This window comes from Ensifer sp. M14 (assembly GCF_003355565.1).
Classification (GTDB): Bacteria; Pseudomonadota; Alphaproteobacteria; order Rhizobiales; family Rhizobiaceae; genus Ensifer.
The window spans coordinates 3263168-3280701 of record NZ_QJNR01000004.1; the positions used below are offsets into that span (position 1 = coordinate 3263168).

At 59.8% G+C, this 17534-nt stretch carries 19 protein-coding genes; 13 read left to right on the top strand and 6 right to left on the bottom strand.

The genetic code is table 11. The annotated features are described in order from the left end of the window. The first annotated feature begins 313 nt into the window (after nt 1–313). Nucleotides 314–1279 (top strand): patatin-like phospholipase family protein, encoded by a 966-nt coding sequence (locus BLJAPNOD_RS15790; RefSeq protein WP_115420459.1) that lies wholly within the window; start codon nt 314–316, stop codon nt 1277–1279. Between the two features lie 270 nt (nt 1280–1549). Here the strand turns inward: BLJAPNOD_RS15790 and BLJAPNOD_RS15795 are convergent, their stop codons facing one another. Both BLJAPNOD_RS15795 and BLJAPNOD_RS15800 read right to left on the bottom strand, forming a co-directional pair. Next, nucleotides 1550–1978 carry a CBS domain-containing protein gene (locus BLJAPNOD_RS15795; protein WP_077498384.1) on the bottom strand — a complete coding sequence of 143 codons (429 nt, stop codon included), beginning with the start codon at nt 1976–1978 and terminating at the stop codon, nt 1550–1552. A 265-nt stretch (nt 1979–2243) separates the two neighbouring features. Further along, nucleotides 2244–2975, bottom strand: a complete 732-nt coding sequence (locus BLJAPNOD_RS15800; RefSeq protein WP_115420460.1) for a rhomboid family intramembrane serine protease — start codon at nt 2973–2975, stop codon at nt 2244–2246. A 344-nt stretch (nt 2976–3319) separates the two neighbouring features. Here BLJAPNOD_RS15800 and BLJAPNOD_RS15805 point away from each other — a divergent pair, with 344 nt between their 5' ends. From BLJAPNOD_RS15805 to BLJAPNOD_RS15835, 7 genes are all read left to right on the top strand, one after another. After that, complete coding sequence (locus BLJAPNOD_RS15805; RefSeq protein WP_244610950.1) at nt 3320–3928, top strand: PAS domain-containing protein; 609 nt, start codon at nt 3320–3322, stop codon at nt 3926–3928. A gap of 111 nt (nt 3929–4039) precedes the next feature. Further along, entirely contained in the window at nt 4040–4648 is a 609-nt protein-coding gene (locus BLJAPNOD_RS15810; RefSeq protein WP_077498387.1) for a PilZ domain-containing protein, read from the top strand. A 319-nt stretch (nt 4649–4967) separates the two neighbouring features. Continuing rightward, the gene (locus BLJAPNOD_RS15815) at nt 4968–5333 is read left to right on the top strand and encodes a hypothetical protein (RefSeq protein WP_115420461.1); all 366 of its coding nucleotides are present in this window, start codon (nt 4968–4970) and stop codon (nt 5331–5333) included. Nucleotides 5334–5474: 141 nt separating this feature from the next. Next, nucleotides 5475–6083, top strand: coding sequence for a transglutaminase-like cysteine peptidase (locus tag BLJAPNOD_RS15820; protein WP_077498389.1), 609 nt, complete (start codon nt 5475–5477; stop codon nt 6081–6083). A gap of 326 nt (nt 6084–6409) precedes the next feature. Then, the gene (locus BLJAPNOD_RS15825; protein WP_115420462.1) at nt 6410–7144 is read left to right on the top strand and encodes a hypothetical protein; all 735 of its coding nucleotides are present in this window, start codon (nt 6410–6412) and stop codon (nt 7142–7144) included. Nucleotides 7145–7328: 184 nt separating this feature from the next. Further along, on the top strand, nt 7329–8846 hold the full coding sequence (locus BLJAPNOD_RS15830; RefSeq protein ID WP_115420463.1) for an SPOR domain-containing protein: 1518 nt from the start codon (nt 7329–7331) through the stop codon (nt 8844–8846). 78 nt (nt 8847–8924) lie between these two features. After that, entirely contained in the window at nt 8925–9194 is a 270-nt protein-coding gene (locus BLJAPNOD_RS15835) for a hypothetical protein (protein ID WP_077498392.1), read from the top strand. Between the two features lie 146 nt (nt 9195–9340). On the opposite strand, the gene BLJAPNOD_RS15840 is transcribed toward BLJAPNOD_RS15835, so the two are convergent. Together BLJAPNOD_RS15840 and BLJAPNOD_RS15845 are read right to left on the bottom strand one after the other, a co-directional pair. Continuing rightward, on the bottom strand, nt 9341–9778 hold the full coding sequence (locus BLJAPNOD_RS15840; protein WP_115420464.1) for a DUF1489 family protein: 438 nt from the start codon (nt 9776–9778) through the stop codon (nt 9341–9343). 77 nt (nt 9779–9855) lie between these two features. Then, nucleotides 9856–11256, bottom strand: a complete 1401-nt coding sequence (locus tag BLJAPNOD_RS15845) for an L-serine ammonia-lyase (protein ID WP_115420465.1) — start codon at nt 11254–11256, stop codon at nt 9856–9858. Between the two features lie 694 nt (nt 11257–11950). Here BLJAPNOD_RS15845 and BLJAPNOD_RS15850 point away from each other — a divergent pair. From BLJAPNOD_RS15850 to BLJAPNOD_RS15860, 3 genes are all read left to right on the top strand, one after another. Next, on the top strand, nt 11951–12643 hold the full coding sequence (locus BLJAPNOD_RS15850) for a DUF599 domain-containing protein (RefSeq protein WP_077498395.1): 693 nt from the start codon (nt 11951–11953) through the stop codon (nt 12641–12643). Nucleotides 12644–12775: 132 nt separating this feature from the next. Beyond that, nucleotides 12776–13783, top strand: a complete 1008-nt coding sequence (locus tag BLJAPNOD_RS15855) for a DUF1624 domain-containing protein (protein WP_244610951.1) — start codon at nt 12776–12778, stop codon at nt 13781–13783. Nucleotides 13784–13786: 3 nt separating this feature from the next. Continuing rightward, the gene (locus BLJAPNOD_RS15860) at nt 13787–14260 is read left to right on the top strand and encodes an isoprenylcysteine carboxylmethyltransferase family protein (protein WP_077498397.1); all 474 of its coding nucleotides are present in this window, start codon (nt 13787–13789) and stop codon (nt 14258–14260) included. A 76-nt stretch (nt 14261–14336) separates the two neighbouring features. On the opposite strand, the gene BLJAPNOD_RS15865 is transcribed toward BLJAPNOD_RS15860, so the two are convergent. Then, the gene (locus tag BLJAPNOD_RS15865) at nt 14337–14723 is read right to left on the bottom strand and encodes a MerR family DNA-binding transcriptional regulator (RefSeq protein WP_025426710.1); all 387 of its coding nucleotides are present in this window, start codon (nt 14721–14723) and stop codon (nt 14337–14339) included. A 70-nt stretch (nt 14724–14793) separates the two neighbouring features. Continuing rightward, nucleotides 14794–16215 (bottom strand): magnesium transporter, encoded by a 1422-nt coding sequence (mgtE, locus tag BLJAPNOD_RS15870; RefSeq protein ID WP_077498398.1) that lies wholly within the window; start codon nt 16213–16215, stop codon nt 14794–14796. Nucleotides 16216–16501: 286 nt separating this feature from the next. On the opposite strand from mgtE, the gene BLJAPNOD_RS15875 reads away from it, so the two are divergent. Both BLJAPNOD_RS15875 and BLJAPNOD_RS15880 read left to right on the top strand, forming a co-directional pair. Beyond that, nucleotides 16502–17011, top strand: a complete 510-nt coding sequence (locus BLJAPNOD_RS15875) for a peptide deformylase (protein ID WP_115420467.1) — start codon at nt 16502–16504, stop codon at nt 17009–17011. A 120-nt stretch (nt 17012–17131) separates the two neighbouring features. Further along, nucleotides 17132–17392 carry a hypothetical protein gene (locus tag BLJAPNOD_RS15880; protein ID WP_077498400.1) on the top strand — a complete coding sequence of 87 codons (261 nt, stop codon included), beginning with the start codon at nt 17132–17134 and terminating at the stop codon, nt 17390–17392. The last annotated feature ends 142 nt before the right edge of the window (nt 17393–17534 follow it).

The window sequence follows — 17534 nt, forward strand, 5'->3', positions numbered from 1 at the left end:
CGGGAACGGCCGCAAGCCGGGCAGTATTGCAGACTGTAGCGAATGTTTATCGACCCCACCGCACGCGGCGACAGGATCGATGGTAATCTGAGTAACGGTGCCAGTCTTTCAGCGATGAATAAGGACAAGGCCGGCACCAGCGCCGGCTTGGCAGGGTATCCTCCAGACAAGCGCGCTCAAAATTATTGCGTGGTTCCAGGATCGAATCGGGTCTTCGGAAGTTTGAGTCAATGCATGGAGCGCCACAACGCCCTTCGCGCATTCTGAAGGACGTGTTGCGCTGCCAAGTGTTCGGCGGTGTTGGAGGTGCCGGATGTTGAACTGGACTTTTACGCGTAGCAGCCAGATTGCCGACCTGACCGACCCGGACGGGTCATCACTCTCGACAACACCATCAGAACCCGCCGTGCCGCCAATGCCACCAAAGATCGCCATCGCGCTTGGCGGCGGCGCCGCCCGTGGATGGGCGCATATCGGCGTGCTCCGGGCGCTTGACGAAGAGGGCATCGAAGTCGGCATGATCGCCGGAACTTCGATCGGCGCGCTGGTCGGCGGCTGTTATCTCGCCGGCAAGCTTGATGAACTGGAAACCTTCGCCCGCTCTCTCACCGTCCGACGCATTGCCGGCTTGCTCGATTTCGCCATCGGCGGCGGCGGCCTGTTCGGCGGGCTGCGCTTGACCAAGCGCATGCAGGAACACCTGCAGGGCCTGAGCATCGAAGGCCTCGACCGGCCGTTCATTGCCGTTGCGACCGAAGTGCATAGCGGCCATGAAGTCTGGCTGGAAAAGGGCTCGCTGATCACCGCGATCCGCGCCTCCTACGCCCTCCCTGGGATCTTCGAGCCGATCAAGGCCAATGGCCGGATGTTGATGGATGGCGCGCTCGTCAATCCCGTCCCCGTTTCCGTCTGCCGCGCGCACGAACAACAGCTCGTCGTCGCCGTGAACCTCAACTACGACCTCTATGGGCGCTCTGCCGTCGTCAAACACAACGCCGGTTCCGAGACCCACGATACGCCGCCCGCCAAGGAGCCGACGCACCATTCCGCGCGCATGGGCATGACCAGCGTCATGGTTCAGGCTTTCAACATCATCCAGGATCGGATCTCGCGCGCACGCCTTGCCGGCGACCCGCCGGATCTCGCGCTGCATCCAAAACTCAACGATATCGGGCTGTCGGAATTCCACCGCGCCGGCGAAGCGATCGATCGCGGCTATCATGAAGCGAAAGCCAAGCTCGCCGAAATCCGTCGAATGCAGGAAGTCCTAGTCCGCTGACGGCAAGGGCAAAAGGCAAGCTTTCGCCTTGACCCAAGGGATCGCGATAACGGCAGCATGTTTTGCGGAGGCTTGCTGCATAACTCCTTAAACAGGAGTCGATTCAGGGATTTATGCAGCAAGTCTGGATTATTACAGCATCCTTTGCGTATCATATTTGACGCGCGGCGCTGTGAGACGCGACCTGCGCTCGGCGCGAAAATTCGAGACTGTGCGGCAGTCGGATGACGAAAGGGCGGCAGGAACCGCCCCTTTGCACTATCCGGCCCACTATCCGGCGATGTAGGCCTTGATGTGCTCGGCCTCTTGCTCCATGGCGCGAATGTGATGCTTGATCACGTCGCCAATCGAAATGATGCCGGCCAGGTGCCCGTTCGTTTCAACCGGGAGATGACGGGCCCGCAACTTGCTCATCATCTCCATCAGCGTATCGACTGACATATCCTCGGTGCAGCAATAGACGTTCTGCCACATGACAGCCGAAACCGGCTTCTCCAGACAGGCTGCCCCGTGTTTGGCGATGGCGGCCACGATATCGCGCTCGGTCAGGATGCCGGCGATCTGATCATCCGCATCGATGATGATCACCGCGCCGATATGATTGTCACGTAGAAGGACTGCAGCCTGTTGAACTGTCATGCGAGGACCGACGGTCACGACGTTCCGGCCTTTTTCATTGAGTATCGCTTTTACTGACATGCGCACTTCTCCCCGTTGCGACAACGCCGGGTCGGCGAGGAAGGTTCCGGCCTGTCGTGTGCGGCACAGTCGGGCAATGGAACCTATACCCTTTCCGATACTGGCAAGCTCGACGCGCCGCTCCTCAGGGACGCGATCCACCTGCCGGCACCCGGCCTTCACGGACCGCATCACCCTTGAATGAAAACGGCCGTTTCAAATGGTGCGCCAGCGTTCCGGGGAAATCAAGCGTTCTGACAATGATCGCAACAGGATCGGTTCGCTATCAATCCCGCGGATCGAACAGGGCGAACAGGAGGAAGCCGAAGAGGAAACCGCCGATATGCGCTTCCCATGCCACGCTGCCGGCACCGCCTGGCGTGAACATGCCAAATCCGACGAGAAAATTCGTCAGGAACCAGATGCCGCTGAAAACGACGACGGAACGATTGGACAGTGCCTCCATGACGGAAAGCCGGCGGTTAAGATGGGCGAATTGGCGACTGATGCGGCCGCTGGGTGAGAACACGAACCGCGCTGCGCCCCCCATGAAGCCCGAAACCACCCCCGAGGCGCCGACGACGACGATCATTTCGCCCCAGTGAAAAACCGTGTGAAGTGCTACGGCGGCGGCAGCTGAAAGAACCCAGAAAACCGCAAGCCGCATCATACCGATGCGCCGCACCACCGGCGCGCCGAAGGCAACCATCCAGAAGATGTTGAAGATCAAGTGCTCCCAGCTTCCGTGCAGGAACGAGTAGGTCACCGGGCTCCAAAGCCAGGCGAGGCCCTGCTCGGCAAACGGATGGTCATAGCGTGCAGGAAGAAAGGCAAAGTTCAGGATGATTTCCCGATCGAGACTCTCCGAGAAAACATAGGTGCGCAACGCGTGAATGGCGACGAGAAACAGCAGAATGCACGTCAGCCCCGCCGGCAAATTGAAAGCTGGCTCGCGCGTGCGATTGACGGCGCCTTCCCGTTCCGCCTCCGGTGGCGTTGCCGCCTGATCTCGTTCCATGGCTGATGCTCTCTTCCGTCCGCATATCCGTTTCGATCCGACCACGTCGGTCGGGCAATTGCGCATAGCCGGACAGCGCGCCCAGCCATAAGCAAACAAAAAAAGACCGTCCAGTAAAAACTGAACGGTCGGTGAGCCCCCAATACCGCGAGCTCAAGTTCTGTGCCGAAGGCAACCCTTCGTGAAGTGATGTCCATTCAAGTGCCAGCCCGGTGCGTCCGAGGCAATCGAAACCGTTTGTTAACCTTAATTTCCGCGTGGCACGAATTTCGCTCTGTCATCAGCACGACAGGAATGAGCGGTCGATCTTGTGCCGGATCGGCACAGGCGACCGCAGAAGTGGAATGAACGACATCATGCGCAACAAGACATCGATGCAGCTGTTTCAGTACTGGAACGTCATCCGAGGCGACCGTGAGCTACCACGTCGCAACGAGATCGATCCGTCGGCAATTCGAACGCTCCTTCCCCAACTCTTCATCCTCGAGCGGGATCATTTCGGCGGCATGAAATTCCGCCTAGCCGGTACGCATGTTTGCGCCCTCTTCGATCACGATTTTCGCGGCCGGCAGTTCGCCACGCTTTGGCTCGGAAGTCAGGCTGGCAAAGTACTCCAGATCGGCAGGCGAGTCATGGCACAACACGTCCCCGTCGTGCTGTCGGCGACAGCACGAACGGAAGACGGAAGAGAGCTGGAGACAGAGACATTGCTCCTTCCTCTTGCGTCCAACGAAGGTCACAGCGATCGCATTCTTGGCTCGCTCTCACCGCTATCGCGCCCGTACTGGTTGAATGCCCCCCCCGTTTCCGCCCTCGACGTCACAGGCCTCAGGGTACTCGATCCCGACCGAACCGCAGCTTTCCTCAAGGAACCGGTTGAGCGCGATGCCTCTCAGCCGAGCATACGCCAGGTACAACACTTGCGCGTCTTCGAGGGTCGTCGCGACGGATAACGTTGCTGCTCCCCGCCGAGATCGATGCCGGCACCAACCGCAGGGCGAACCTTCTATTAACCGGATCACACTATGCTTTCGCGTGCCAAGATACGTCGATGCAGAGTGATCATGTTCTCGTTCCAGCAAGCGCAAAATACCGGTCCGAAGCCGCACCAGGAAGGCGCGTTCCAGCGCGTCTCGGTGAATCTCACCGGGCGACTGATGCTTGCCAATCATGACGAATACGACTGCACCGCCGTCGACATGTCACCGGGTGACGTGCTTTTGTTGTCGCCGGCCCGCCCACGCGCCGGCGAACGCATCATCGCCTACATCGATCACATCGGTCGGCTCGAAGGCACGGTGTCGCGGCTGGCCGAAAACGCCTTCGTCATCCAGCTCAATGCCACTGAACGCAAGCGCGAGAAGCTTGCGGCGCAATTGACATGGATTGCCAACAAGCACGAACTCGGCCTTCCGGAAGACCGTCGCCATGACCGACTTGCACCGCGCAAGACACTGACCGAGCTGACGCTCGATACCGGCGCGAAGTATCCCTGCCGCATCATCGACCTTTCGATGTCGGGTGCTGCCGTCGATATCGAAAACCGCCCGCCGATCGGCACACAGATCAGGCTCGGCAACATGAAGGGCAAGATCGTCCGTCATTTCCAGGAAGGCGTTGCCATCGAATTCTCGGGCGTTCAGTCCCGCGAAGCCTTGACGGAATTCCTCTAGAACGCGCCGCGATCTCTGCGGCGTTGCGCGTCTGACCAGACCCGCAACGGTCGCTGTAGCGTTTTCAACTGCTGCAGTTCCGTCTCCTTAAGCCGGATAGAATTCCAGGCATCATCCAGTAGGCGTCGATGACTGCGCATTGAGCTCGCGTTCTTGCGCATGTTGTTGCCGCAAGACCGCTGCGCGCTTCTGCGTGTCCTGTGTCAGGCAGGCTCGGTCGTCACCTCATCGACATTGCCAGCTTTTTTCTCAAACGCCCAACCGCGGCGGCATCGTATTCGGCGGCCCGCAATCGACATGTCCGAGGCAGGACTGCGCTTTGGCCGAGGCGCCATTCGGGCCTGGCACCATCGACGATCGACCCGTGCGTGTGTCGAGCTGGGCCCATTTGCTCCATTTCAGCACATCCCATGCTCTTTTCGCCGATTTTCGGCGCAACTTTTTTCAAATATTTTTTCTCACCGTTTTCGCTCTCCGCGTTGATTTCACGTTCTATTCAAGCATTGGAGCCGAATGCAAAGTGGCGAATTTACGCCTTGCAGGCGCCCCGACCGCCCTCGCGCGCCTCAATATCAGCCTACCTTCCGCCCGTGCGCGCCCGAAAAATGCCGCCCCCGCAACCATTTGGATGCTTAACAAATTCTGCTTTCGGGATCGACGCAGTTTCAAGATCGATAAAAATTGAATCAAATTCAATTTAAATACATCTAAAAATCTATTCTTATTTTATTCTGATACGAGTTTCATTTGTACTTTGTTTTACCTCGTATATTCGCGAGCGATAAAAGTGTCCGTGACATTGTCTCACCACAACGGGGAGACAATCATGCTCAAGACAATCACCAAGATGATCGCTGTCGCCGCACTTTTCACCGGCAGCCTGATCGAAGGCGCAATGGCCCTACCGGCAAACATGGCCGTGACCGGCTCGACCAATCCGCCGATCGGCCACTATGAATTCTGCAAGATCAATCCGGGCGAATGCCGCTCGAACGGAGCCGATCGCGGCCCAATGGTCCTGACGCGTGAAGGCTGGCAGAAAATTCTCGAGGTCAACTTCGACGTCAACCAGGCGATTACGCCGATGACCGACATGGAAATCCACGGCGTCGAAGAAAAGTGGTCCTACCCGGACAGCGTCGGCGACTGTGAAGACTACGTGCTCTTGAAGCGCCGCAAACTGATCGAGAGCGGTTTCTCCGCCTCCGACCTCTTGATCACCGTCGTCCTTCAGCCGAATGGCGATGGCCACGCGGTCCTGACCGTACGCACCGATCGCGGCGACTTCATCCTCGACAACATGCGCAACAAGGTGCTGCTGTGGTCGGATACCGAATACACCTACCTCAAGCGGCAGTCGACGGAACATGCCGGCCGCTGGGTCAAGCTTCAGGATGGCCGCACGGTCGCCGTCGGTAGCGTCCGCACCCAGTAACCGCCCGCAGACAAATTGTGGCGCGGTGGGTGATTGCCCGCGCCACCCTCCGCTTACCGGGCTTCGGTCAGTCCCATCCCCGTTTCAGACCAGGCCCTGGCCGGTTCCGCTGTCCCTCGGAACCGGCCTTTTTCGTTCGTGGGTGACCCGGCCGAAGCAAGGTCGCGTTGGCGCCGCCGGAACCGACGTCGGCTTCATCGAAAATTAACCATCTTCGACCAGCGTCGAGCAAGTAAACCCTGCCAGGATCCATTGCCGCCACCGACCGACGACCAGCGGCTGAACCGCCACATTTCGCGCGGCAACCGCGACGGGACGCCCCATCGATGAGCACCTCTTCCAAAGGGAATTCGGAGCCGGAACTCAGCCCGCTTCTTTCAGGACGCCTCGTCTACAAAATTGCCGCACTCTTTGCGTTGCTTGCCGCGACAACCGCGGCGCTTTCTCTGACCGGCCGCTGGTTCGGCGAAAACCTCGCGCTTGCCGGGCACACGTCGAGCCTCACGCCCTACGATATCTTCATCGGGCAAGATCACCTGCGGCTGCCTGCTAACGTCATTCGCTTTGAAAACCAGCGCGCGACTTCGATCGCCGAACGCGTCGATCTCTACCTGGCCTGGCCTGAGCTCGAAGGCTACAGCGATGACAACCGCCACCTCTTCAATGACGTCAACCGTCCCGAGGCCCTGATCTTCCTGCAGATTTCGCAGAGCACCATGTCGCGCGACATGTCCGGCCGGCTTGAGCCCATCTACACCCAGGTTTTCGACGGGACGGCAAGCTCCGGTCCCGGCGGGTTGACGCGACACGGCGTCAAAGCGGCATCGAGTTATGCCGGCGAGGCCTTCTTCACTGCGGAACGAGAGAAGGAGCCGGCCTATGTCGTGCGCTGCCTGGAGCCCGGCGCCAACGAGACCTCCACGAGTGCGGACTGCCAGCGCGACATTCATGTTGGCAAGGACCTGGTCGTCCTTTACCGCTTCTCTCGTAATCTGCTGCCGCAATGGCGCGAAATCGACAACGCTGTGGATGGCTTCGTGAAAAGCCATCTCGTGCCCTGATTTCGTCCAAGTGGTGTGGTGCTGGCATGTGCGCCGCACCATTGCGCTACACCGGTATCGCCCCTGTACAAATGCGCCCGATCCCGGAAACCAATCATTCATCATAAACCGATTGGTAACGCTATGCCGATACTGTCTCAGGAACGGTCGTTCCCGGAGGCGGCGTCCGGACAACACCCATGACATGAGAATGAAGAGTAGCGTAGTGTCCCAATCAGGTTTTCTTGATCTCGCGAAACGCCCGTTCGGCGCTTTTTCAAAGATGGTAGGACGGATCGTCCTTGCGGGCACCGTTGCGTCGGTTGCCTTCGCAGCGCCCGCTTTGGCCAATCCGAAATATTCGGGCATCGTCGTCGACGCGAAAACCGGCAAGGTGCTTTACGGCGAGGATGCCGACGAATTGCGCTACCCGGCGTCGCTGACCAAGATGATGACGCTTTATCTGGCGTTCGAGGCACTCGAAGCCGGCCGGATCAGCAAGTCGACGCCCGTTCCCTTCTCCAAGAACGCGTCTGCCGAACCGCCCTCGAAACTGGGCGTGCGTGCGGGGCAATCGATCACGGTCGAGCAGGCGATCCTGTCGCTCGTCACCCGTTCCGCCAACGACGCCTCGACGGCGCTCGGTGAGTTGCTGGGTGGCTCGGAGCAGCGTTTTGCCCGCATGATGACCAACAAGGCACGGGCGCTCGGCATGACGCGCACCACCTATCGCAACGCCAACGGCCTGCCGAACACGGAGCAACGCACCACGGCGCGCGATCAGGCGCGCCTTGGCCTCGCGCTCCGCCAGCATTTTCCGCAATATTACGATTATTTCTCAACCCGCAGCTTCCGCTTCGGCAAGCAGACGATCGGCAATCATAACCGCCTGCTCGGCAATGTGCGCGGCGTCGATGGCATCAAGACCGGCTACACCCGCGCTTCCGGATTCAATCTGGTGACCTCAGCTCAGCTCGAAGGCCGCAGCATCGTCGCCGTCGTCATGGGCGGCACGTCGGGCGCCAGCCGCGACGCCCAGATGCGACGCCTCGTGGCAAAGTACATGCCGGCAGCATCGCGCCGCGGCGGGGGCAACCTGATTGCCGAAACCGCACCGACGCCGGTTGCACCGGTTGCCGAAGAACCGATCGCTGTCGCGCAGGTCACGGAAACGCCGGTTGCCAGCCCGGTTGCAGCCGCAGCTGGCCTCGACCTGCCGAACACCGGACCGGTTCCGGCCGTGCGCTACAATGGCGAAAACACCAACAGTGTGCAGATGGCCTATGCCGGCACCAAGCGCGCTTCGGAAAACCCGGTCCTTTCACCGAAGATCGTTCCCAATACGCTCGACGCCCAGAGCATCAAGCTATCGCGCCAGCCCGTTTCCGCCGGCATGGTCGACGCTCAGATCACAAATTCCGTTCCCAAGCGCGAGCCGGTTGCGGCCGAAGCCGAACCGCAGCCTGTTCCGCAACCTCAGGGTTGGGTCATCCAGATCGGCGCGACGCCGGACAAGGACCAGGCCATGACCTTGCTTGGCAACGCCAAGGACAAGGGTGGCAAGGCGCTGAGCAAGGCAACGCCCTTTACGGTCGCCTTCAGCAACGGCGGCGCCCAGGTCTACCGCGCCCGCTTTGGCGGCTTCGATGACCAGAATGCGGCGATCAACGCATGCAAGACGTTGAAGAAGAAAGGCATTTCCTGTTGGGCTGCCCAGCAGTAGACGGGTACTTAGTTTCGGCGTCCGGTTTGTATTTGTCCGGACGCCCTCCTCGGTTTTGTAAAGCGTACGAGGTTAGTTATGGCAATGAACGAGAATGTTCCGGGTGTTACTCCCTTGCCGGGGCGGCGGGCCAAACCGTCGCGCATCAATCTGCATCCGCTGCATGAGGCAGCGATGCGCATTGCAGATCTCGGTCTCAATCGTCCGAAGGCGAAGACCAAGGATCTGGTGGGCATGCTGCTGACGCATGGTGCAAGAGCCTGGCGCTCGACGCAGCCACGCGCGGGCATTCATCTTCACGTGACGGCACCCGGCCGTCGCCAGCCGCTGAAGATGCGCATTCTCTGAACAGACTGAGATTGAAAGGCGGCTTCGGCCGCCTTTTTCGTTGGGCCGAAGTAACCGCCTCAACCGGCGCCATTAAGGGGCACTCTTGCGTTGCCTCTCCGCCTTTCCTGACGGAAAATCGCTTCGCATTTTTCCTGGAAAGGCTCTTAGAGCAGACCGAGCTCCGCAAGTTCGCGCCGCAGCTCAAGCGGCAATTCGGCTCCGCCACCGGAAAGCGACGCCAGATCTCGGGGCGCCTCGTCGACCTTGAGGTAGCGCCAGCCCTGGAAAGCCCGGCGCGGCTGCAGCTCGGTCTCGACGACTTCAGGGCCGAGCAGCAGATTGCAGCGACCGATCCCCTCACCGTCGGTGAAGGTTTCAATGCCGATCAGCGGCTGGCGCGCTTGGACCTGACCCTTGATGACCCAATAGAGCGAGCCGCCTTCCAGCAACTCGTCCATGCGTTTCGGGACCATGCGGGTGGTATGGTAGGAATGCGGTTCAAGGCCGGCGGCAATCGCAGTCAGGGCCTTGCGCGAAACCCATTCGCGCAGATCCTCGATCGATTCCGCCCCGACGCAGAGCTTTATGAGATGCAGAGACATGGCTGTTTTTGAACACCCGTCCGGCCGTCACGGTCAAGCGAATTGCGCAACGTCGTCCACAATCGTTCATACAACGCTCAACATTCCACCACATTGACCGCCAGGCCGCCGGTCGAGGTTTCCTTGTATTTCTCGTTCATATCGACGCCGGTCTGGCGCATGGTTTCGATACAGGCATCGAGCGGCACGAAATGCTGGCCATCACCCTTGAGTGCCAGGGACGCAGCGGTCACTGCCTTGACCGCGCCGAGCGCGTTGCGCTCGATGCACGGCACCTGCACCAGGCCTGCGACCGGATCGCAGGTCATGCCGAGGTGATGCTCGAGCGCGATTTCCGCTGCGTTCTCGATCTGCTCGGGCGTACCGCCCATAACAGCGGCAAGTCCCGCCGCCGCCATCGCCGAGGCAGAGCCCACCTCGCCCTGACAACCGACTTCGGCTCCGGAAATCGAGGCATTGTGCTTGATGATGCCGCCGATGGCGGCAGCGGTCAGCAGATAGTCGCGAATGCCGTCCTGGTCGGCATCGTCATGGAAATGCATGTAGTAGCGAATGGTCGCCGGAACGACGCCGGCAGCACCGTTCGTCGGCGACGTCACCACGCGGCCACCGGCTGCATTTTCTTCATTGACCGCCATGGCGTAGACGCTCAGCCAGTCGTTGGCGAGCAGCGGATTGATCTTGTTGGAGCGCCACTCTTCCTGCAGCTTGTCATGAATGGATCGGGCGCGACGACGCACCTTGAGGCCGCCGGGCATGATACCGTCCTGGCTGAGCCCACGATCGATGCAGTTGCTCATCGCGCCCCAGATGCGATCGAGGCCGTCATTCAGCTCCTGAGGCGACATGGTGCATTCTTCGTTTGCCCGCTTCATCTGCGCGATCGTCATGCCGGAGCGGGCGGCCATCTCGAGCATTTCCACGGCGCTACTGAAGGGGAACGGCACTTTGACGCCGGCAGGCTTGTTCTTCGAAGCGCGCATGGCTTCGAGTTCCGTGTCGGTCACGACAAAACCGCCACCGATCGAATAGTAGATGCGCTTGAGCAAAAGGCGGCCGTCCTTGTCAAAGGCCGAGAAGGACATGCCGTTGGCGTGTCCCGGCAAGGGCACCTTCTTGTCGAACACAAGATCGGTCTTCGGCTGAAACTCGTAAGACGGATGACCTGGTGGTGTGATGCGGCCGGTGCGTTCCACCTCGTCGATCAGCGCGTCCATACGGTCGGGATCGACTCGATCGGGACGCTCGCCGACAAGCCCGAGCACAATCGCCCTGCCCGAACCGTGGCCGATGCCGGTATGGGCGAGCGAGCCGTGCAGGCTCACCTTGATGGCAGCGACGGACGCATGCGAAGGCCGCGGCCATTCATCGGACAGGATGAGCTCGAGAAAGCGATTGGCAGCCGACATCGGCCCCATCGTATGCGAACTCGAAGGACCAATGCCGATCTTGAAGACGTCGAAGACGGAAAGAAACATGAATTGCCTGCCCGGAGCCTGAACATATGCCGCCCGGCCGATCGCCGGATGCCGTCATATGCATGATTGCACAGTCGATACAAACCTCGATCTCTCCTCAGGACCGAAGCAGTACCCTCACGTTAGATATAGGATCAAACCCTAAGCCATCCTATCCCTGTCGATCAGGCGATCAACCGACATTCGATCCCGTTGGTGCGACATCCGGCCGGGGAAAGGCTCAGCAGTCTCCGCGCTATGGCGATACGATCGCCCGGAATCAAAACAGCGCGGCTTTTTCGAAGCCGCGCTGTCAATCAGAGGACTTTTGGGTATCAAAGACCGCCGAAAAGATAAGCAAGAACAAGAACGCCAGCGAAACCGGCTACGGCGCGAGCAGTCACGCCCCAGCAAGACTTCTGTATTGTATTGTCCATGATGTCTCCGAAAAACTCTCAACGGCTGCGGGCCACACATCAAGGGCCCGCGCATGGCGCAATGCATACTGAAGAAAGTGTAAAGACGCAACGGTCAAATATGGCGGAAAGGTGTCACGGCCGTTTCGGCGCTCCGGCCAACGCACCAAACGCTGGAGTTCTCGTATTTTTGTCGGAAGAAATTCCGCCGCAATTTCATCACACTAGTTGATGCACGGCCGATTCTCCACAGGCGCGCCGGCCTTGCAATTTCCAAAAGCCATGCCAAAAACACGTGTATGACCTTCGAAGATTACATAGCACTTGCCGTGTTCATCCTGCTGTGGGCCGGCTTCAGCTGGGCGACAGACGGCACGCGCGGCTTCAAACGCATCAGTCTCACACGGCTGATGAACGACCATCGTGGCCGGTGGATTCGCAACTCGCTCAACCGCGACCTGAAGATGATCGACACCCAGATCATTGCCGGGCTGCAGGCGGGCACCGCGTTCTTCGCTTCGACGACGATCTTTGCGCTCGGTGGCTGCTTCGCTCTCCTGGGTGCGACCGAGCAGGCGCAGATGATCTTCGCCGACATGCCCTATGTGTTCCACGGCGGACGGACGGCCTTCGAGCTGAAGGTCGCCGGGCTCACCTGCCTCTTCGGCTATTCCTTCTTCAAGTTCGGCTGGTCGTATCGCCTGTTCAACTACTGTTCGATCCTGATGGGCGGCATACCGATGACGGCAGACATGATCCGGGACCGGCACGCGGCCGAGATTGCAGCCGAACGCGCCGTCCGCATGAACGTGCTTGCCGCCAAGCACTTCAATGCCGGCCTCAGGGCGATCTTCCTGTCGATCGGCTATCTCGGCTGGTTTATCAGTCCCTACGCCTTCGTCGGCCTGACAATCTTCGTCGTCTTTGTTCTGACACGCCGGCAATTCTTCTCCGAGGCGCGGGCAGCCCTGCTGCAGGAAGCCGCCCGCTAGCAGCTGGCCCGGTAAACCGCGGATATCGCCGAACGGGCTTTCTGCCGCATTTTGTCTTTCCTCAGCAATCAAGGCGGTCTGGCGCAAGCCAGGCCTGCCACTCTCATTCGCGCCAACAGGATGGCGAACACCATGTCCAATACCAACATGACCTCACCCGTTGAACCGCAGCCGACGACCGGCAGCCAACGCCGGCTCGTCTTTATCGATGTGCTGCGCGGCCTGGCGCTGGTGGCCATGGCGCTCTACCATTTCGTCTGGGATCTGGAGTTCTTCGGCTATGTCGCTGCCGGGACCGCCGGCACCGGCGGGTGGAAGATGTTTGCACGGCTGATTGCCAGCAGCTTCCTGTTTCTGGCTGGCTACAGCCTCGTGCTCGGGCAACGGCCGAAGATCCGGTTCGATGCCTTCATGCGCCGGTTCGCCAAGATTGCAGGAGCGGCCGCGATCATCAGTATTGCGACCTGGTTTGCCTTCCCCAACACCTTCATATTCTTCGGCATCCTGCATTCGATTGCGGCGGCAAGCCTCATCGGTCTTCTTTTCCTGCCCCTTCCGGCGATTGTTTCGTTCGTAGCTGCGGCTGCCGCCTTCGCTGCCCCCCTCTATTTGCGGTCTGCGATCTTCGACGCCCCCTATCTCTGGTGGGTCGGCCTTTCCGAAACGATCCCTCGCTCGAACGACTACGTGCCGCTGCTGCCGTGGCTCGGACCCTTCCTGATTGGCCTCGGCACCGCAAAACTGGTGCATGCGCGTCTCGTGACAGCCCTTTCAAAGCGCCCGGTCGACGACGAAAGGACGCGCCTGTGGACGAAAGCATTGGCCTTCGGGGGGCGTCACAGTCTGGCCATATACCTCCTCCACCAGCCGCTGCTCATCGGATTGGTCTTCCTCTTCTCGCTGGTCTCGCCACCGACACTGCCGGATCCCAAGCAAGCCTACCGCACCAATTGCGTCGAAGCCTGCAGCCGGGGCAATCCGGCCGTGCCCTGCGACGCCTTCTGCGGATGTACCCTCGACAAGCTGGTGGAGCAGAACCTGTTTGACGACCTGAACAGGGGAAAGATCAACGTGAACACGGATGAACGCATTGCGCGAATCGCCGGTCAATGCACAATGGACGTGCAATCAGGGGACTAGGACATGAATGCCTATCGTGCCAAGCCGCTGAGTTTCCCATGGCCGGCCCTGCTCTACGGGACCGCCACCCTTGCAGCCTTGCTACTTGCGCGATACTCGCCTATCCCGGTCGCCAACGGCCACGGCTGGGTGCCGTGGATTTCCGGCAGTATCCTTGTCGCCGCGGCAATCTGGCTCGACCTCTGGGCCGTCAAGACGCTGCTGGATCGCCATACCGCTGTGCTTCCGCACCGATGCGCCACGTGCCTCGTTACTTACGGACCGTTTCGCTTCACCCGCAACCCGATCTATCTCGGCTACACGCTGATGATGATCGGCTTCGGCCTGATCACGCTCAATCCATGGTTCTTCGTGATGGCGGTTGCAGCCGTGATGTTGACGACGATCTTTGCCATCCGCAACGAAGAACGGCATCTGCTTTCACGCTTCGGCTTCGAGTTCGAGCGCTACTGCCGGCATACGAGCCGCTGGATCTGATCCACAGCTCCTCGCAGACAGCAAAAAAGGCGGCCAAAGCCACCCTTTTGTTCTTTATGCGTTGACCAGGTCGCGATCAGGTCCCGACGCCAATCTCGGCGAGACGCGTCAAACACGCCTCCTCAACATTGTCGAGTTCGGTCAGCGTATCCTCGATATCCTTGCGCTTCTGGCGCAGTTCTTCGCGCTTGGCCTCGACGCGGCTCATCAGCAGTTGCAACTGACCGAGTTCGCCCGGCGGATCCTTGTAAACCTGAATGATCTCGCGGATTTCGGCGATCGTAAAACCGATTCGTCGTCCCCGGAGAATCTCCTGGATCAGCCGACGGTCGGCGGGTCGAAACATGCGGGTTCGGCCGCGGCGCTCCGGATGGATGAGGCCCTCGTCCTCATAGAACCGCAGCGTTCGGGTCGAAATGCCGAATTCCCGCGTCAATTCGGTAATGCTATAGTACTTATTCACGCTGCCATTCCATGATTTCTTGACCATCACTATCGTTGACCTTGACGTAAAAGTCAAACAACCGGCGATGTCACGTGACGTGAAACCACCAAGTGGCAATGCCGAGAAAACTCGAGAAGCCGGTGATATCGGTAATCGCTGTCACGAACACGGCCGAAGACACCGCGGGGTCGGCGCCAAAACGCTCCAGAAGCAGCGGAACCATGATGCCGGCAAGGGCCGCGGCCATCATGTTGATGAGCATCGCGGTGGCAATAATACCGCCGATGTTCGGATCCTGGAACCAGAGGCCGGCCAAAAGGCCGATCAGCGAGCCGAAGATCATGCCGTTCAGCAGGCCCACCCCCGCTTCACGCCGGATGATTCGCGGCGCGTTGTGAATATCGAGGCCGCGGGTCGCAAGCGCGCGCACCGTCACGGTCATCGTCTGCGAGCCGGCATTCCCGCCCATGCCGGCGACAATCGGCATCAAAATGGCGAGCGCAACGATCTGCTGGATCGTCGCATCGAAAAGGCCAATGACCGAAGCGGAAATGCAAGCAGTCATCGAATTGACGAACAGCCACGGCACGCGGGAGCGCGATGCCTCGGCAACAGAGTCCGACAGTTCCTCATCACCAACGCCACTCAGACGCAACAAGTCTTCCTCCGCCTCCTCCTGGATGACATCGACGACATCGTCGATGGTCAAAACCCCGACGAGCCTGCCGTTGTCGTCCACCACGGCGGCGGAGAGAAGGTCGTATTGCTCGAAGAGCTGCGCCGCCTCTTCCTGATCCATTTCAGCCGGAATGGCGTGACTGGTATCGCGCATGATGGCGTCGACCTTGATCGAGCGCTTGGAGCGCAGGACCTTGTCGAGATCGACGGCACCCAGAAGCTTGAAGGTCGGGTCGATGACGAAGATCTGCGTAAAGCTTTCCGGAAGCTCCGCGTCCTCGCGCATGTAGTCGATCGTCTGGCCGATGGTCCAGAACGGCGGCACCGCCACGAACTCCGTCTGCATGCGGCGGCCAGCTGTGCTCTCGGGATAGTCCAGCGAGCGGCGCAAGCGGACACGCTCGGTAAAGGGCAGCTTCGCCAGGATCTCGTCCTGGTCCTCCTGGTCGAGGTCTTCGAGAATGTAGACGGCATCGTCCGAATCCATCTCGCCAAGCGCCTCGGCGATCTGCTCGTTAGGCAGGTGCTCGACGATATCGAGACGGATGGCTTCGTCGACTTCGGTCAGAGACGAAAGGTCGAAATCCTTGCCGAGCAGGGAGACGAGCGCCAGGCGCTGTTCCGGTTGGATCGCCTCAAGCAAGTCGCCCATTTCGGACGAATGCAGACCGGCGACATGCTGGCGCAGATAGATCGTGTCGCGGTCGGCAATCGCGGCGCCGACATGCATCAGGAAATCGGAACGCACCGAACCGTCGTCGGCATAGATGTCCGCTCCGTCATAGACGGGGATTTCTTCGGAACCGCGGTCGTCGTCGCCGGTATTGCTCATGAGCGCGCCCTCGAAACGATTGCCAACTTCCCGGCCGCCATGCGCCGATCGGGAAAGGGTACATCACTGCCGGTTTTGTCGCCCCATCCTCCTCAAGGACATGGGCCTTAGAGCCCTGCTAGCGCAAAGCCTTGCCAAGGTCCACATCACAAGGGCCAACGTCGCGCGTGTGGTAACAGATTTATTCAAGCTGTTGCAAATACATAGGAAACGCACATGCGCGTGTACAGTCGACATCGACCGGATGATCGGATAGCACTATGCGGCCGCAGCCCAGGAGCTTCCGATGGCGATCCGCCCCCTTGTTCGTTTTCCCGATCCTATACTGAACCGGGAAGCACAGACAGTCGACCGGTTCGACGCCGCCCTAAAGGCTCTTGCTGACGATCTGCTCGACACGATGCGCGCAGCGCCGGGGATCGGCATCACAGCGCCGCATATCGGGATTCTGCAACGTCTGACAGTGATCGAACTAACCCGCGAAAGCGGTGTCCGCGTTTTTGTCAATCCCGAGATCGTCTCCCGCTCGTCCCACATGGTCAGACATGCCGAGGGAAGCGTTTCGATGCCGGGAATTTCCGAGGACATCGAGCGCCCCGCGACAGTGCGCGTCCGGTACCAGACGCTCGACGGCAACGCAGTCGAGGAAGATGCGGATGGCCTGATGGCGATTTGCCTCCAGCACGAAATCGACCAGCTGAACGGCATATTCTGGACGCAGCGCCTGTCGCGGCTGAAGCGGGAGCGCGCCGTCAAGAGGTTCGAGAAGGCCACAAGGGAAATGGCGCGAAGCTGAACCGGCACTCGCTCGCGTGCAAGTTCAAGCAGGCGGCAAGGCAATCACCAAAGCCTGCTCTTTCCGTCGCAAGTCTGCATGACTAAGTTCAAACTCAGGTTTTCAATCAAGGATCAGCCTATGAAACCGACGCATGTCGCTATCGTCACCCTTCTCGCATTGGCGGGATGCAACAGCACAACGCCCAATCTCGAGCCGCTGCCGGGCAGCTTGACCTATGGCGAGACAGGCCCCACCCGCAAGACGATCGCCGCGCCAGGCACGATGATTCAAAACCGCTTCATGCATCAAGGCACCATGGTCTTCGAGACCTACGAAGTTCAGCCCGACCATACGTACAAGCTCGTGCGCCGCAGAGTTGCGGATACCTGGTCGAACTGAAGCCTCGCTCTCTCTTAAAAAGACATGCCACACCGGATCGCCAACTTACTTGGCGCTTCGGTGCTCGCATTCCCAGCCAGATGCCCGGATGATTTTGTCCCACGGTGGAACATTGTCGTTCGAATCCCGTTATTTAGAATGG

Excerpts from the sequence above, each read along its gene's own strand:
- BLJAPNOD_RS15800 (WP_115420460.1), bottom strand. The coding sequence starts at position 2,975 with ATGGAACGAGATCAGGCGGCAACGCCACCGGAGGCGGAACGGGAAGGC.
- mgtE (WP_077498398.1), bottom strand. The coding sequence starts at position 16,215 with ATGAGCAATACCGGCGACGACGACCGCGGTTCCGAAGAAATCCCCGTC.
- BLJAPNOD_RS15790 (WP_115420459.1), top strand. The coding sequence starts at position 314 with ATGTTGAACTGGACTTTTACGCGTAGCAGCCAGATTGCCGACCTGACC.
- BLJAPNOD_RS15880 (WP_077498400.1), top strand. The coding sequence starts at position 17,132 with ATGAAACCGACGCATGTCGCTATCGTCACCCTTCTCGCATTGGCGGGA.
- BLJAPNOD_RS15810 (WP_077498387.1), top strand. The coding sequence starts at position 4,040 with ATGTTCTCGTTCCAGCAAGCGCAAAATACCGGTCCGAAGCCGCACCAG.
- BLJAPNOD_RS15795 (WP_077498384.1), bottom strand. The coding sequence starts at position 1,978 with ATGTCAGTAAAAGCGATACTCAATGAAAAAGGCCGGAACGTCGTGACC.
- BLJAPNOD_RS15875 (WP_115420467.1), top strand. The coding sequence starts at position 16,502 with ATGGCGATCCGCCCCCTTGTTCGTTTTCCCGATCCTATACTGAACCGG.
- BLJAPNOD_RS15860 (WP_077498397.1), top strand. The coding sequence starts at position 13,787 with ATGAATGCCTATCGTGCCAAGCCGCTGAGTTTCCCATGGCCGGCCCTG.
- BLJAPNOD_RS15820 (WP_077498389.1), top strand. The coding sequence starts at position 5,475 with ATGCTCAAGACAATCACCAAGATGATCGCTGTCGCCGCACTTTTCACC.
- BLJAPNOD_RS15845 (WP_115420465.1), bottom strand. The coding sequence starts at position 11,256 with ATGTTTCTTTCCGTCTTCGACGTCTTCAAGATCGGCATTGGTCCTTCG.
- BLJAPNOD_RS15850 (WP_077498395.1), top strand. The coding sequence starts at position 11,951 with ATGACCTTCGAAGATTACATAGCACTTGCCGTGTTCATCCTGCTGTGG.
- BLJAPNOD_RS15830 (WP_115420463.1), top strand. The coding sequence starts at position 7,329 with ATGAGAATGAAGAGTAGCGTAGTGTCCCAATCAGGTTTTCTTGATCTC.
- BLJAPNOD_RS15835 (WP_077498392.1), top strand. The coding sequence starts at position 8,925 with ATGGCAATGAACGAGAATGTTCCGGGTGTTACTCCCTTGCCGGGGCGG.
- BLJAPNOD_RS15840 (WP_115420464.1), bottom strand. The coding sequence starts at position 9,778 with ATGTCTCTGCATCTCATAAAGCTCTGCGTCGGGGCGGAATCGATCGAG.
- BLJAPNOD_RS15825 (WP_115420462.1), top strand. The coding sequence starts at position 6,410 with ATGAGCACCTCTTCCAAAGGGAATTCGGAGCCGGAACTCAGCCCGCTT.
- BLJAPNOD_RS15805 (WP_244610950.1), top strand. The coding sequence starts at position 3,320 with ATGAACGACATCATGCGCAACAAGACATCGATGCAGCTGTTTCAGTAC.
- BLJAPNOD_RS15855 (WP_244610951.1), top strand. The coding sequence starts at position 12,776 with ATGTCCAATACCAACATGACCTCACCCGTTGAACCGCAGCCGACGACC.